14 protein-coding genes and 1 pseudogene are annotated in these 14,634 nt (G+C 47.9%); 6 read left to right on the plus strand and 9 right to left on the minus strand.

Annotation, left to right across the window (positions count from 1 at the left end):
• The 3 genes and pseudogenes from EKG39_RS20900 to EKG39_RS20910 form a co-directional block, all read right to left on the minus strand.
• The coding region (locus EKG39_RS20900; protein ID WP_148103065.1) for an integrase repeat-containing protein at positions 1–259 on the minus strand (259 nt) is incomplete at its 3' end.
• Positions 249–1,703, minus strand: coding sequence for a gamma-mobile-trio recombinase GmtY (gene gmtY / locus EKG39_RS20905; RefSeq protein ID WP_126507948.1), 1,455 nt, complete (start codon positions 1,701–1,703; stop codon positions 249–251). The genes gmtY and EKG39_RS20900, both read right to left, overlap by 11 nt.
• A 149-nt stretch (positions 1,704–1,852) precedes the next feature.
• Positions 1,853–2,116 (minus strand): annotated as a pseudogene (locus EKG39_RS20910) (MarC family protein); the annotation flags it as partial.
• Between the two features lie 239 nt (positions 2,117–2,355).
• Between EKG39_RS20910 and EKG39_RS20915 the strand changes: the two are divergent.
• Positions 2,356–3,873: a metal transporter gene (locus tag EKG39_RS20915; protein ID WP_126507949.1), complete on the plus strand. Its 1,518-nt coding sequence runs from the start codon at positions 2,356–2,358 to the stop codon at positions 3,871–3,873.
• Between the two features lie 434 nt (positions 3,874–4,307).
• Positions 4,308–5,075, plus strand: a complete 768-nt coding sequence (locus EKG39_RS20920) for an NRDE family protein (RefSeq protein WP_126507950.1) — start codon at positions 4,308–4,310, stop codon at positions 5,073–5,075.
• On the opposite strand, the gene EKG39_RS20925 is transcribed toward EKG39_RS20920, so the two are convergent.
• Entirely contained in the window at positions 5,062–5,619 is a 558-nt protein-coding gene (locus EKG39_RS20925) for a Tll0287-like domain-containing protein (RefSeq protein WP_126507951.1), read from the minus strand. The two genes, EKG39_RS20920 and EKG39_RS20925, sit on opposite strands and share 14 nt — an antisense overlap.
• A gap of 88 nt (positions 5,620–5,707) precedes the next feature.
• A complete protein-coding gene (locus tag EKG39_RS20930; protein ID WP_126507952.1) occupies positions 5,708–6,130 on the minus strand; it encodes a YybH family protein in 423 nt (140 codons plus the stop codon).
• 175 nt (positions 6,131–6,305) lie between these two features.
• On the opposite strand from EKG39_RS20930, the gene EKG39_RS20935 reads away from it, so the two are divergent.
• Together EKG39_RS20935 and EKG39_RS20940 are read left to right on the plus strand one after the other, a co-directional pair.
• A complete protein-coding gene (locus tag EKG39_RS20935) occupies positions 6,306–6,857 on the plus strand; it encodes a lysophospholipid acyltransferase family protein (protein ID WP_126507953.1) in 552 nt (183 codons plus the stop codon).
• A gap of 85 nt (positions 6,858–6,942) precedes the next feature.
• Positions 6,943–7,569, plus strand: coding sequence for a LysE family translocator (locus EKG39_RS20940; protein ID WP_126507954.1), 627 nt, complete (start codon positions 6,943–6,945; stop codon positions 7,567–7,569).
• A gap of 206 nt (positions 7,570–7,775) precedes the next feature.
• Here the strand turns inward: EKG39_RS20940 and EKG39_RS20945 are convergent, their stop codons facing one another.
• The gene (locus EKG39_RS20945; RefSeq protein ID WP_126507955.1) at positions 7,776–9,038 is read right to left on the minus strand and encodes a mechanosensitive ion channel family protein; all 1,263 of its coding nucleotides are present in this window, start codon (positions 9,036–9,038) and stop codon (positions 7,776–7,778) included.
• Between the two features lie 195 nt (positions 9,039–9,233).
• Here EKG39_RS20945 and EKG39_RS20950 point away from each other — a divergent pair, with 195 nt between their 5' ends.
• Together EKG39_RS20950 and EKG39_RS20955 are read left to right on the plus strand one after the other, a co-directional pair.
• Positions 9,234–9,770, plus strand: coding sequence for an outer membrane beta-barrel protein (locus tag EKG39_RS20950; protein WP_126507956.1), 537 nt, complete (start codon positions 9,234–9,236; stop codon positions 9,768–9,770).
• 122 nt (positions 9,771–9,892) lie between these two features.
• On the plus strand, positions 9,893–10,516 hold the full coding sequence (locus tag EKG39_RS20955) for a DUF3157 family protein (RefSeq protein ID WP_126507957.1): 624 nt from the start codon (positions 9,893–9,895) through the stop codon (positions 10,514–10,516).
• 126 nt (positions 10,517–10,642) lie between these two features.
• Here the strand turns inward: EKG39_RS20955 and EKG39_RS20960 are convergent, their stop codons facing one another.
• The 3 genes from EKG39_RS20960 to hutU form a co-directional block, all read right to left on the minus strand.
• Positions 10,643–11,146: a PaaI family thioesterase gene (locus EKG39_RS20960; protein WP_126507958.1), complete on the minus strand. Its 504-nt coding sequence runs from the start codon at positions 11,144–11,146 to the stop codon at positions 10,643–10,645.
• Between the two features lie 217 nt (positions 11,147–11,363).
• Positions 11,364–12,896, minus strand: a complete 1,533-nt coding sequence (gene hutH, locus EKG39_RS20965; RefSeq protein WP_126507959.1) for a histidine ammonia-lyase — start codon at positions 12,894–12,896, stop codon at positions 11,364–11,366.
• Between the two features lie 3 nt (positions 12,897–12,899).
• On the minus strand, positions 12,900–14,570 hold the full coding sequence (gene hutU / locus EKG39_RS20970; RefSeq protein ID WP_126507960.1) for a urocanate hydratase: 1,671 nt from the start codon (positions 14,568–14,570) through the stop codon (positions 12,900–12,902).
• Positions 14,571–14,634: the final 64 nt, after the last annotated feature.

Genomic DNA, 14,634 nt, shown 5'->3' on the forward strand with positions numbered 1-14,634 from the left:
TGCTATTCAGTAGCTTAATTGCCGCAGCACTGGCTTCTGCAAGGGTTGGGTACTTACCTTCTGGCGCGGTCGTGCCAAAGAAGCTATACCAGTCCACCCAATCGCTTTTATAGGCGGCGCTGGGGTTCGATGGCAGTCTTGGGTCTGCCTTATAGCGTTTCTTATAATTTGGGCCTATTAGCTCAACACCTCTGCTATTCAGTAGCTTAATTGCCGCAGCACTGGCTTCTGCGAGAGTTGAATATTTTTTAGTTGTCATTATTATCCACCTCTAATTTAAGCTGTTCCATTAGCTGATTATCTTGCGCCTGCGTTATTGCCTTCATTTCATTTTCTTTATCTTTCATTACTTGTCGTACTTGCTCTATAGATGGTTTTGCGTATTCTTCCTGACTCATCAGCGATTTATGATGAAGCAACTCTCTAATGACTTGTGTACTAATGCCACGCGCTTTGGCTTCTGCTTTAAACAAATGCCGACAACCATGGGGCGTAGTGCCTGCGGCTTTAGAATATTCATATCCCAATTTATTGATCACCTTTTTAAGTTTTGCATCGTAAGCACTCATAGTGAGTGGCATTCCTGTCTTTTTACTTAAAAAGGCAAAAGGAGAGTAATTGTTTCTTGGCCTTTGCTTCTTTAGGTACAAGAACCACAAGTGATAAAATAATTCACGCTCACTTGCATTGAGAAATTCGACATAAAAGAAAAGCTCTGTTTTCTGATTCCCATGAGAAACTTTATGGAGTGCAGGGTTTTTCCAACCCGCTTTATAGCAGCCTGTCGTTTTTTTTAGATGTCTCGGTGTTAAACCAAAACTCTCTCGAAGATAAACCTCTCTTGTAACCCACTGTTCTGCCCACTTCTCAGGAGCCACGCTGTCAGATGGATGATGAATCTTAATTATCATTTGCTTGTCTTCGGTTGGATATGGCTGGATATCATTAATATATAAATGAAAGGGTTCAGAAACCCTAACGCCGCCAAAGCGCATTAACATAAAGATCAAAACCTTTGCCAAATCTAAGCGTTTATAAATCGGATCATGCGGCCTTGAGCCAGGAAGGGTAAATCCTTGAATAACGTCATTCGTTATTTCTGAAGGGAAGCAATACTCTGGGCTAGTTGCATTGCTATGTCGATTTTTTCTTACTTTGACTGAATAGGTAGTTTTCGCATCTTGGCTTGCTTGTTTGTCATTTTTAAGATGTTTATAAAAGCTATTATTTTTTCGATGATGGTATGCTGCCATGTTCATCAAGTATTCAGATTGTGAAGATGCAATTTGGGGATTTAATAACTCAGTTTTTTGCTCAGTATCAACATAAAGCCATTCACTGTAAGACGTTAAATAGTAAATAAATCTACTTACTTGCATAGCGGAATAAGGCTTCCACCACAGTCCCGTTTTATCCTCTCCATTCTTATGAGTGCCATCAAGTAAGGATTGAGTAAAATGTTCAAACATAGACCTTACTGACAGAAACTGGCCTTCCGTCGCTAACTTATATGCGAATAGAAGTTCGATAGCTCGTGCAGAACCTTCGTGCCAAGTTAGTGATTTGTGTGCATTGTCGGCTGCATAGCGAGCATAACTAGACAAAACAACAATATCAGAGCCGTCACTTACCATTATCAGCGGAACCGTTAATTCCTCCTTTTTTTTAGTAACTAGAGGTTGTTTTATCGCCATCGCCAACATTACTAGCTCGCTTTGAATTATTATATGTTATATTATTATCTTAGGCATATTTCTCAGCTTGTAAAGATGTTAACACTTATTTGGTAAAAATATTTAGAAGGGAGTTTTTTGAAGCTCAGGATGGTAAAAAAGTGGAGGGATTATTATAAAAAACTGTTAGTCATAACAATAAGGAACAAAATAATACCACCGGCAATACTCACCGACTCAGATTTTAAGTTCAGGAAGTTTAGAATCGCTTCACCGGCAAACAGGAATAACAGCATAATGACGAGCGCAAATGTCAGCTCTCGGATCAGCACCCGACGGCGTTTCTTGGGCTCAATATGACGCAGTATCGACGCAAAAATAGGTAGATTCCCCAAGGGATCCATGATGAGAAACAGCATAACTGCGGCGGAAAAGGTATCCATATAAGATGCTTAGTGAGAGGACAATATATCCCTATATTCTATAACCTTTTACAAACACTTCCATAGACAAATTTCATCAGCAGGTTCACAAGTCACGAAAACAGGCGTCATCCCCGTGTGACCAAGCTCATCAATCACTCCGAAAAAGCTGTTTTTTTGCTCTGTGTGTAAATTCTACTTATTCGTCTCAAGACTGGTATACTATGTGTCGTTTTTCCAAGGCCTCCTCTTAAGAAATCATGCTCTATCTTTTAGCCAGTTGTATCGCACTATTGTTAGGTCCTATTTTCTATCGTTTTTTCACGGCAGAAAACGGACTCCAGAAAGGCCTGGATGGATTTATATTCGTCTCCTTAGGCGGCTTAGTGCTGGTTCATATTTTACCCGAGCTCCTGGAACATGGCGGGTTTCTTGCCATCATCTTTGTCATCATAGGACTCTGGGGGCCCACAGCCAGTGAACGACTCTTCCATCGATATTCTGAAGTCACCCATAACCTGACACTTATTCTCGGGATTGGCGGACTGCTGCTGCATACCATCACAGACGGCGGAGCCATGGTATTGGCTCAGCAAGATGAGAACTCAATTTTACTGGCCTTAGGGGTCATACTTCATCGACTCCCTGTTGGATTAGCCATATGGTGGCTGTTAAAACCACAGGTTGGAGCACGTTGGGCCATGGTGGTACTGGGCTGCATGATGCTGTTGACCAGCGTAGGGTACTTCGCCGGCGAGCAACTACTGGCTCATTTGAGTCTGGATAATACCGTATACCTGCAGGCCTTTGTCACAGGTTCTATTCTTCATGTTGTCTTGCACCAACCCCATGGTCAGAGTCATGAAGATAAACAAGGCAGATATGAATACCATGCCGGGATCGGCAGTCTGCTCGGTATCGGCCTACTGTTTGTATTGCTGATGATGGACTCTGGCGGACACGAACATCACCACCACAGTCACAGCACTGAACAGCTGAGTGATTGGATGCTGACATTGGCACCTGTATTGCTGCTCAGCTATACCTTTGCCGCCATCAGATTCAATTTCGGCTTATCTCCACACAACAGGGAGCTGGGTCAAAGATGGCTACAGCGATTAGCCGGGCCGGAAGCCCTGATTATTACCGCGCTCTTACTGGGCCCTTTGGTTGCCCTGTTTCAGCTTATCGGCCTCTCGCTTCTCGGAACGTTATTGACGCTGACCAAGGTTGAGCCTACCGATCCGCATCTCTCCCTGCCCAAATCGCCCTGGCGCTTCGGTTTCGCTCATCTCGTTGATCGGAGTGCCCCATGGATACTATTAAGCTTAATTCTCGCCAACTTAATTGGTCACCCTGCTGTGCCCTTGGCTAATCCGGCAATTCAAGTTGCCGTGCTGCTAGTGCTATTTTTGCCAATGCGTTTCTGTAACTTAGGCGGCGCGGTATTGGCTCTGTCCTTAGCCTATAGCGGTTGGAGTATGCCAGCGGTAATGTTGGCCCTGATCGCCGCACCTATCTTTAATCTTGCTCAGTTGAAGCTGATGAACTGGACACTCAGGGCGCTCGTTATCACTCTGGTACTTGGCTGCTCACTGATAACGGCCATGATAGCGCCTCAATGGCATGCCATGATGACCCTGCCTGACCCGATAAATACGGTATCGCTGATAATCCTGGCCACCCTGTTCGCGGCAAGTTTATTACGTTTAGGCCCGAGAAAGTTTATGGCGAGGATCATGTTGTTAAAGCCTAAGACCCATGAGCACAAGCATTAAGGCTGAGATAGTTTTAAGTCATAAGTGTTAAGCTGTAAGCTCAAGACGGAGCAGAGATAGCTGCGAGTTGCCTGCTCTTACTTACAGCTTTTTCCATGAAAAATTCGCGGCTAAAGCCGCTCCTACAGTGGGGAGCCTCTAACCCCATCTATAAACTTTTACGATATTGATTTTACTTACAGCTTATAACTTCACACTTATCACTAGCACATCTGGGTTTTCTAATAGCTTTTAAACGGCATAGAGACTAACTTGTAACCATTCTCCTCTAAAGCCGAAATCTATGTGCATTCTCTTTATTGCTCTGAATCAACATCCTGAGTATCCCTTGATAGTCTGTGCGGAAGCGGGGAAATGAGTTTCATCATTTCCCATAGCATTAATTCGTATTCAGAGTTAACTTGGGTTTACCACTCTGTCAGATATGACTAACTATGTGCATTCTCTTTATTGCTCTGAATCAACATCCTGAGTATCCCTTGATAGTCTGTGCGAACAGAGACGAGTTTCATCATCGCCCCACCGAGCCCGCGCATTTCTGGCAACCCGGTAATGAACTGTTAGCGGGTAAAGATCTTGAAGCGGGAGGCAGCTGGCTCGGGATCAACAGGCAGGGAGATTTTTCAGCCTTGACCAATCTGCGTGACCCGATGAAGCAAAAGAGTAATATGAGAAGTCGTGGCGAATTGATTGTTAAGGCGCTGAAACGACATGAGCCGCTCACAATGAGCTGGCTTAGAGAGCACAGCGAGAACTACAACCCTTTCAACTTAGTCTTCGGCCATGCGAATGAGCTTTACTGCTTTAACAGCGTCACACAAGAGCCAACCCTGTTAACCTCAGGTTTTCACTCGATCAGCAACGGGGCCCTCGACGATATCTGGCCCAAGATGGCAAGGGGAAGCCTGGCACTGGAAAAGCTGATCACCGAATCGGCAGAGCCCGATATTGATGAGTTGATCAGTATCATGAAGGATGAAACCAGGGCCAGCGACATGGAACTCCCTCAAACCGGCATAGGCGTCGAATGGGAGCGGCTCCTCTCTTCGATATTTATTCGCCACGAAGAGTACGGTACCCGATCCACCAGCATCATATTGCAGGATCAGCAGGGCAAGACTCGCTTCGTCGAGGTTAGATATGACGGTAAAGGCAGAAACCTTGGCCGCCAGATGTTTACTGTGGAGCCTACTCAGGCTTAAATGAAAGACTGAATGCCCCGCGAATGTCACCAGCCTGATAACCTAAGGCGAGATCATTGGGGTAGTGTATCTCGATCTTCTCCTGCAGAGCAGGAGCGACATTACTGCCATGACACTTGAGACAGAGAGGCGTCGTGACCTGCGCCTTCATAAAGCGATACTCTCCGGCAATAAACTCCTCATATTCTAACGCTTTCGCCGGTTTTCCGGCAACAAGTTGCGATTCAAACTCCTTCAGTACTTTTTGCTCCCAAGCATCGGCGACAGCACTGGCATTACGACTCTTCAAGCTGACCCGACGGATATTCCAACCGGATTGCTCGGAGAGTTCATAAGCTATCTGAGGTGCCTTAGCTGCACAGACATCGACGGCATTCACTGGCCCTCCCTGTTGCATAGCCTGTATAAGCTGAGGTTTCAAAGTGGCACCAAACTGTTTAACCAGCCCCACCGCTTCCCGATGTAACTCCTGAGAGGCACTCAACGAGAATGAAGAGATGGTGAGGGTTATAGCCAGAAAGGCCAGATAGCGGGTATGATTCATTGCGCACTACTCCATTAGTTTTTTCTAATCGCTAAAGATATTAGATAAAACTAATGATTGATGCAAGCCCTGTTTGTTACGGGGAAGTCTAGTTGGAGGTGTGGTCGTGGGTGATCACCCAGCGGTCATCAATTTTCTCAACCAGCAGGGTAAACACACCGTTAGGTTGATCTTTTACCCGGGTTAACTGCCAACGCCCAACTACGATTGCGGCATAATTGCTGAGCATCTTGGTCTCTTTGATGGTGAACTTCAAGGTGCCCAGAGTCGCCTTATCCGGGTAGTTTTTCTTATAAGCCGCCAGCGTCTCTTCCCAGCCATAGCGAAACTTCTTCCCCGAGACGAAACGCATCTTGTCACTATTCCAATACCCCTGCATGTAGCCATCGAGATCACCACGATTCCAGGCATCCTCCTGCATCGACAATATCTGAGCAATATCATCAGTCGGCACAGCGGTAGCGCTAAACGCAAGTAGCATCAATAAAGCTGAAAATCCCTTTTTAAACATGCTTTTCTCCAAAAGTGCACGATTGGGTGTATTATTGATTATATACCCAAACGACCTCGAAATGCAGGATTCGACATGTCGAAAAACAACAGAGTTCAGGGTAGTTAACAGCTCCTGTATTAACAACATTCCCACCATTTGTGGTGGTCTTCATGAAATAGCATTGAGTTTTTATATGTTCCAACAATTTTGCAAATTAGTTTTAAAGTTAACCGGCTGGACTATATCGGGGGCTCTCCCCACCGACAGCCAGTTTGTCGCTATCGTGGGTCCGCACACCAGCAACTGGGACTTTATCATAGGCGTATTGGCGCGTGGCGCATTGGGAGCTAAGGTCAACTTCCTGGGTAAACATCAGCTATTTATGCCGCCTTGGGGATGGTTTTTTAAGGCCGTCGGCGGCAGACCGGTTGACCGAACCAAGAGCAATAATTTAGTCGATGCCGTGGTACAACTGTTCAACTCAGACCCCGACTTTAGTTTGGCGTTAGCGCCTGAAGGAACCAGAAGCCCGGTAAAACGTTGGAAAACCGGGTTTTACCACATTGCCAGCAAGGCACGAGTTCCCATCATTACTGTAGGGTTAGACTTTGGCAACAAGACGGTGATCATCCCGCAAGGCGTCCCGACTACCGACGATATTCAGCAGGATATGGATCAGATTATTGCGTTTTACCGTGGGATTAAAGGGCGTCACACTAAGGTTATACCCGACTTTCAACCCTGATATGGATTAGTTTTTAAACACCAGGATTGCCTATTAAACGACTGGCCGCTATAGTGCGGTCATCACCCACGATTTTATACAATCTATGATCTTCGATACCTGGCTGCTCTATTTTTTTGCGGTACTTCTCATTGCCATCGCTCCCGGCACCATGGCCGTACTATCGATGAGTCATGGCATTCACTATGGCAAGAGTCGCAGTTTAGCCACGGCATTAGGTAGCGTCACCTCGGCCCTTATCTTAATGGCGGCATCGGCCGCGGGTCTCGGCGCCTTGCTGAGCGCAACCGAGTATGGCTTTACGATCTTAAAATACTGTGGTGCAGCCTATCTGATATTTCTGGGCATAAAGCTCCTTCTCACCAAGGCCAGTGCGCAAGGCTTGGACCTGCAACACATCAAGGGCAAGGGCAGCCCTAAGCAGATGTTCAAACAGGCCTTCTTAGTCGGAATAAGCAACCCCAAGGATCTGCTGTTTTTTGGTGCCCTGTTTCCGCAGTTTATCGATATTTCAGCCCCTCAAGGACCACAGCTAGCGACCCTTGCAATCACCTGGGCGGTAGTCGATTTCAGTTTTGTTATGCTCTATGCCAGCATGGCCAACGTACTGGCTCCGACACTTAAGACCAGTAATAAACTGCATTGGTTTGACCGGACCAGCGGTGGCGTCTTTATCACGCTGGCCGCAATCTTGGTAACGAGGGAAGGGTAAAAGCAGCGATAAGCTCAAGACAGGGCTGAGAGAGCTGTAAGTTATAAGTTCCGGGAAAAAGCAGTAGCCAAAAGCTGTATTCTGAAACCATTTAGGTAGCTCTGAATATACAGCTCATAACCAGCTTGCTCTTACTTACGACTTAAAACTTATAGCTAACTGCTGCGGCTAAAGCCGCTCCTACATAAAAGCGCCCCAACCCAGCTTCAGCATTTATCGGCTTTCAAACTCCTGATATCTGAGCCCGTCGGGCCCTGGAAAGCGCGCAGACCGAATTCGGGTAATATGGCAAAGACATGATCGAAGATATCCCCCTGAATGCCTTCATAGAATGCCCAGCGTGTATCGTTGGTGAAGATATAAATCTCTATCGGTACCCCTTCCGCTGTCGGCGCTAACTGACGCACCAGCAAGGTCATATCTTTATGGATCTTGTCGTGATTACTCACGAACTCCTTCAAATAGGCCCTAAAAGTACCGATGTTCGTTAAATGCCGGCTATTAACTGGCATGTCGGCATCATCAACCAGACTGTTGAAGTCTGCTAACTCTTCATTCTTAGCCGCAAAGTAATCTTTAAGGTAATTGATCTTACTGAGGCGAACTCTATCCTCTTCAGACAGGAAGCCAATTGAGTGAATGTCGATAGAGACGGAGCGCTTAATGCGTCGCCCACCGGATTCAGACATGCCGCGCCAATTTTTAAATGCGTCAGATACCAAGGCGTAGGCGGGGATCATAGTAATTGTCTTATCCCAGTTACGTACCTTCACCGTCGTCAAAGAGACCTCTTCGACCGCTCCATCGGCACCATATTTATCCATCTGGATCCAATCACCGGTACTCACCATACGATTCGCCGCCAACTGAATACCTGCAACAAAACCTAAGATGGTGTCCCTGAAGACCAACATAACTAAACCGGTTGCGACACCTAAACCACTGAGGAAATAGACCGGAGACTGATCCGCAATCACCGAAATGGAGATTATGACGGCCACAAAGAAGAGAAATAACTTAAACAGCTGCACGAAACTCTTTATGGGAAGCCGTCGACTGACCAGATTTACATCGGCGATCTCATTGAAAGCATCCAGAGCGCTATATACCGCGCGGATAAGTATGATAACGATACTGACACTCAGCAGGCGATCGATCAAAGAGCTCATCAGATGATGTTCTGTGAGCGCGATGGGTAACAGAAGGTCGAGCACCAGCGCCGGCACGATATAGGAGAATTTCTCCAACACATTGTGCCCCATGAAGATATCGTCCCAGTTCACTTTAGAGCGCTGGATGACGATATTCATCGTACGGACGACACCTCTCCTGACAATCAGGTAGGCAATCATTGCCAGCACCAAGCTGGCAAAAACCAATACCGATGTGGAAACACCGTCCGATGGCGTGCTGTTGACCCCCCAGTCCGATAACCACTGAGAGATCTGTAACCTTAATTCTTGATCCACAATTACCTTCCTTAAAAACAGGAGCCAGGATACTTGTTTGTTAAATCATCGCTGGCAAGCCGAAACAATAGAGTACATAAAATGACACAATCAAGTTACAAGCATCTATTTTAAAAGAAATTTTAGCACTCTTGATTGACTACGGCTAAAAGTTTAACAACAATCCGCTTTTAAAGTCGAAATCGGATGCTGCAGATGAAAAAATATTTACTCGCCTCAGGCCTCATTCTCACCAGCTTAACGGCAACGGCGAATCAATTAGCACCAGAGACCGATTCCGCCTTTAAGCCTAAAATGAGTGTCAGCCTGGATTATATTCCTGCGGCAAATAACATGTACGGCGTCACCTTCGCTCCCTACCACTACGACAGGGACTACGCGAACTGGGGTTACTATATCGGTTATGCCGCCAGTCAAAAAGACGACATGGATGTTAAGGAACCCGGGGAGGGTTACACCAAAGACACGATGTGGCGCTTTGGACTCAGCTATAGCCTGACCAGCAACTTCAGCCTCTATGGCGGCGCAGTCTCATATAACCATGAATCTCACTACACCAATAATATCGTTCCCTTCATTGTCGATGGTGAGCCCGTCTGGGAAGAGGAGTCCGATACCTCCTGGGGAGCCGAAATCGGTCTACGATATATGATGGATTTTGGCTTGATGATTGGCGCCGGTTATAACTCAGCCTCCGAATCAGCGGTGATCAGCATAGGTTATGCGATGTAAATAGATATTGCTCATCAAAGCTAAGTTTCAGGGCGATATTGATCTTAAAACCCTTCGCCCTATATGAAATTTGCTCACCTTTTGTATATGCTAGAGTCATCTCCTTTATTAGGTTCAATCTGATGCATAAACTACTGCGGGTATACACTTCACTGGCACTGTTGTTATTTACGGTTCCGGTCATGGCCGAAGAGGTCGCTAAAATCACTCTGGAAAATGGCACTACAGTCCGCCTGAATGACGACTTCACCTGGGAATACGTCATACTCGAGAGTCAGGAGTCTGCATCTACGGGGGCTTCTGTAACGGCTCAAACAGCTTCAGAAGTTAGCTCGACGGCAACTAAAACGACTGCTGCGGTCGTAACGACCAACACATTAACAGCGAGTGCGATGGAAAACTCGGCTCTGTTAAATCACACAGCAAAATCCGGCGTTAAAGTCAGTTTACTCAAGAGTGAGTGGGACGCAGATAACAGACTCGGACTTACTTTCGACCTTGCCAGTACCAGCTCAGAAAATTACGTTGTGATAGAGATGGATATCACCCTGTTCGATGACAGTGGCAAACAGCTGAAAACCGAGACGGTCAAGGTATGGAAGGCTATATTCAGAATGGCCAACACCTATCTGCGTAATGGTGAACAACGCCAGAGTAAGACCTTCTGGATAGAGGGCATAGACAAGTCTCAGTGGACTAAAGAGTTAATGAGTCTCAAGATTGGCGAGATGGACTCACGCATGTAGTCTACCTGTCAGGCTCAGTTTGTTAGCTCATATCTGTTACTCAGCCTCTTTACTCTATCTTTTTAATCTGAGAAAGCGCCCCTGAATGTTCACATTTGGGGGCGACTTTTATCAGAGAATCTTCTATCAAATAGCCTTCAATGCATCTTCATTAACTACAACTGAACTCATCATGGTTTCAGGCATCTTTACAGCCACCATATGCCCCTTGGCGCAGACCTTTCCCATGGCACTCAATGTAATATCCACGACCACTTTTCGCGCCTTCACCTCACGGATCACTCCGCGAAGCTCAAGCTCGACTCCCATAGGCGTGGGCGCAAGATAATCGATATTGAGTGCGGCGGTGACAAAACGCTGCTCAGGAAGAGAGCCTAACTCTCTCCCTTGCTCCCGATAAGCCGCGGCCGATGCGCTACCGGTCCCATGACAATCGATTAACGACGCAATCAGCCCACCGTAGACAAACCCCGGGATAGCGGTATGAAAGGCTTGCGGCATAAACACGGCCCGGGTTTCATCACCATCCCAATAACTTTTCAATTGATGACCATGGGAGTTATTCTTTCCACAGCCATAGCAGTGGCTCAGCTCCTCCGGATAGCTATCCTGAAAGGCAAGATTACTCATCCTGTACTCCAATAATTAACAAATTTCATCAACCTAAGCTAATGTAATCTCCAACCAGGTACAACACAGACAAAAGACTTAAGACCTATGGAGTATTAGGATAAAAGCTTGCCGCAGGCAACAAAAAAGGGCCCTAAGGCCCTTTCATTACCGCACGCCGATTGATAAAAAACTCAAATCAATCAAACCTGCACACAGAAATTTCAATCAAGTTTAATTACAAACTTGGAAGAATTCCTGCTGGCAGGTAAGCGTTGAAGCTTGCCGTGATAAGCAGGTCGGTCGCCGCTTCGATATCCGGGCCGAAGAAACGGTCCTTATCGTAGTAGGTCACCAACTCACGTAGCTCGGCTTTCGCCTGGCTAACGGCAGTACTTGGCTGCAGCGGACGACGGAAGTCCAGCCCCTGTGCCGATGCAAGCAACTCGACGGCTAAGACACCGCGGGTATTTTCAGACATATCACGCAGACGGCGCGCCGCGAACGTCGCCATAGACACGTGGTCTTCCTGGTTTGCCGATGTCGGTAAGCTATCGACAGACGCCGGATGAGCATAGGTCTTATTCTCCGATGCCAATGCCGCGGCGGTCACCTGAGCGATCATGAAGCCTGAGTTCACTCCGCCATTCTCGACTAAGAAAGGCGGTAGTTTAGAAAGGTTAGAATCGATAAGCAGTGCGATACGACGCTCCGCAATAGAGCCTAACTCGGCTATGGCAATCGCCAAGTTATCGGCCGCCATAGCCACCGGCTCGGCGTGGAAGTTACCACCCGAGATGATGTCTCCGGTATCCTGGAACACCAGTGGGTTATCGGTAACTCCGTTCGCTTCTGTGCCCAGCACTTCTGCTGCATGACGGATTTGAGTCAAACACGCACCGAGTACCTGTGGCTGACAACGCAGTGAGTATGGGTCCTGCACCTTCTCGCAATCCACATGGCTCAAGCTGATCTCAGACTCTTCACCTAAGATATGACGGAATACGGCAGCGGAATCGATCTGCCCTTTCTGACCACGGGCCGCATGAATGCGGGGGTCGAACGGGCTTCGACTGCCCATAGCGGCTTCGACGCTCATCGCACCAACCACTGAACTGGCCGCAAATAGATCTTCGGCGTTAAACAAACCCTCTAAGGCTAACGCCGTCGATGCCTGTGTACCGTTAAGCAGAGCCAAGCCCTCTTTAGCAGCAAGTTCGATAGGCTTAAGACCGGCTATCTCGAGACCCTCTTTGGCACTCAGGATCTCTCCCTTGTAGCTCATCTCGCCTTCACCGAGTAACGGCAGACACATATGAGACAGAGGAGCCAAGTCACCCGACGCCCCCACAGAACCTTTTTCCGGCACACAAGGGTAAACTTCGGCGTTAACCAGTGCGATAAGAAAGTTAATCACCTCGAGACGAATACCCGAAAAACCACGACTCAACGAGTTGATCTTAAGCACCATCATCAAGCGCACGGTAGCATCTTGCATATATTGGCCGGTACCGGCAGCGTGTGACAGCACGATTGAGCGCTGCAACAACTGCAAGTCATCGGCCGCGATCTTAGTGTTAGCCAGCAGACCGAAGCCGGTGTTGATGCCATAAACCGTACGGCCTTCATCCAACACTTGCTGAACTAAGCCGGCACTGGTATTGATGTCGGCAATGGCGCTATCGGCAAGCTCAAGGCTTACCTTGCTGCGGCTGATCTCGCGGATTTGAGACAGGGTCAGGGTGCCCGGTTTTAAAACTAAATGACTCATGAATTACTTCTCCAGCATCGGCAGATCTAGATTCTGCTCTTTGGCACATTTCTTAGCGATATCGTATCCGGCATCGGCGTGACGCATCACACCAGTCGCAGGGTCATTCCATAGCACGCGGCCTAAACGAACCGCGGCCTCATCACTACCGTCTGCGACAATAACCACACCCGAGTGTTGGCTAAAGCCCATGCCCACACCACCGCCGTGGTGCAGCGAAACCCAAGTCGCGCCACTCGCCGTATTAAGAAGTGCATTCATTAATGGCCAATCTGAAACCGCATCAGAACCGTCGAGCATAGATTCAGTTTCACGGTTAGGGCTGGCAACAGAGCCGGAGTCCAGATGGTCACGACCGATAACAACCGGCGCCGAAAGTTCGCCACTTTTAACCATTTCGTTGAAGGCTAATGCCAAGCGAGCACGGTCTTTCAGGCCAACCCAACAGATACGCGATGGCAATCCCTGAAATGCGATACGTTCACGGGCCATATCCAGCCAGTTATGCAGCTGAGGGTTATCCGGAATAAGCTCTTTAACCTTGGCATCTGTCTTATAGATATCTTCAGGATCGCCGGATAGTGCAGCCCAGCGAAACGGTCCAATACCTTCACAGAAGAGCGGACGTACATAGGCTGGTACGAAACCTGGGAAGTCGAACGCGTTTTCAACTCCCTCTTCGAACGCCATCTGACGGATATTGTTACCGTAATCGGTAGTCGCGGCGCCTGCGGCTTGTAGAGCCAGCATAGCTTTGACCTGTACTGCCATAGATTGCTTGGCCGCCTTAACCACCGCCGCTTCATCTTTCTTACGCATCTCGGCGGCGTATTCCAGAGTCCAGTTCTGTGGCAGGTAGCCATTCAGAGGATCGTGTGCCGATGTCTGATCGGTCACCACATCCGGTGTGATACCACGCTCTACCAGCTCCGCGAACACATCGGCCGCATTAGCAAGCAGACCCACAGACACAGGCTTACCACTCTTGTTCGCCTCATCGATCATCGCCAGAGCTTCATCGAGGGAGTCTGTTTTCTTATCCACATACTTAGTACGCAGACGGAAATCGATACGGGTTTCATCCACTTCACAGGTCAATACCGAGTAACCCGCCATAGTTCCGGCTAGTGGTTGAGCACCACCCATGCCACCCAAGCCACCAGTCAGGATCCATTTACCCTCTGATGAGCCACCAAAGTGCTTCTTCGCCATGGCGGCAAAGGTTTCGTAAGTGCCCTGCACGATCCCCTGAGAGCCGATATATATCCAGGAGCCCGCTGTCATCTGGCCATACATGGCCAAACCTTTCTTATCAAGCTCGTTGAAGTGTTCCCAGTTTGCCCAGTGTGGTACGAGGTTAGAGTTGGCGATGATCACACGTGGCGCATTACTGTGAGTCTTGAATACACCAACGGGTTTACCCGACTGAACCAGCAGGGTTTCATCCTCTTCCAGACGCTGCAGCACTTCGATGATCTTGTCGTAGCATTCCCAATCGCGGGCCGCTCGTCCGATACCGCCGTAGACCACCAGATCCTCCGGGCGCTCGGCAACATCCGGATGCAGATTGTTCATCAACATACGCATAGGCGCTTCGGTTAACCAGCTCTTACAGCTTAACTTTGTGCCGTGTGGCGCTATGATGCGACGGCTTGGGTCGTGTCTCTTATCCATCTTGCGTAACCTCATTTCAATTTGTTGGTGCTTATTTTTGTCCTCTCTTTCCCCATTGGGAGTA

It is taken from the genome of Shewanella atlantica, assembly GCF_003966265.1.
In the GTDB taxonomy this organism is placed as follows: Bacteria; Pseudomonadota; Gammaproteobacteria; order Enterobacterales; family Shewanellaceae; genus Shewanella; species Shewanella atlantica.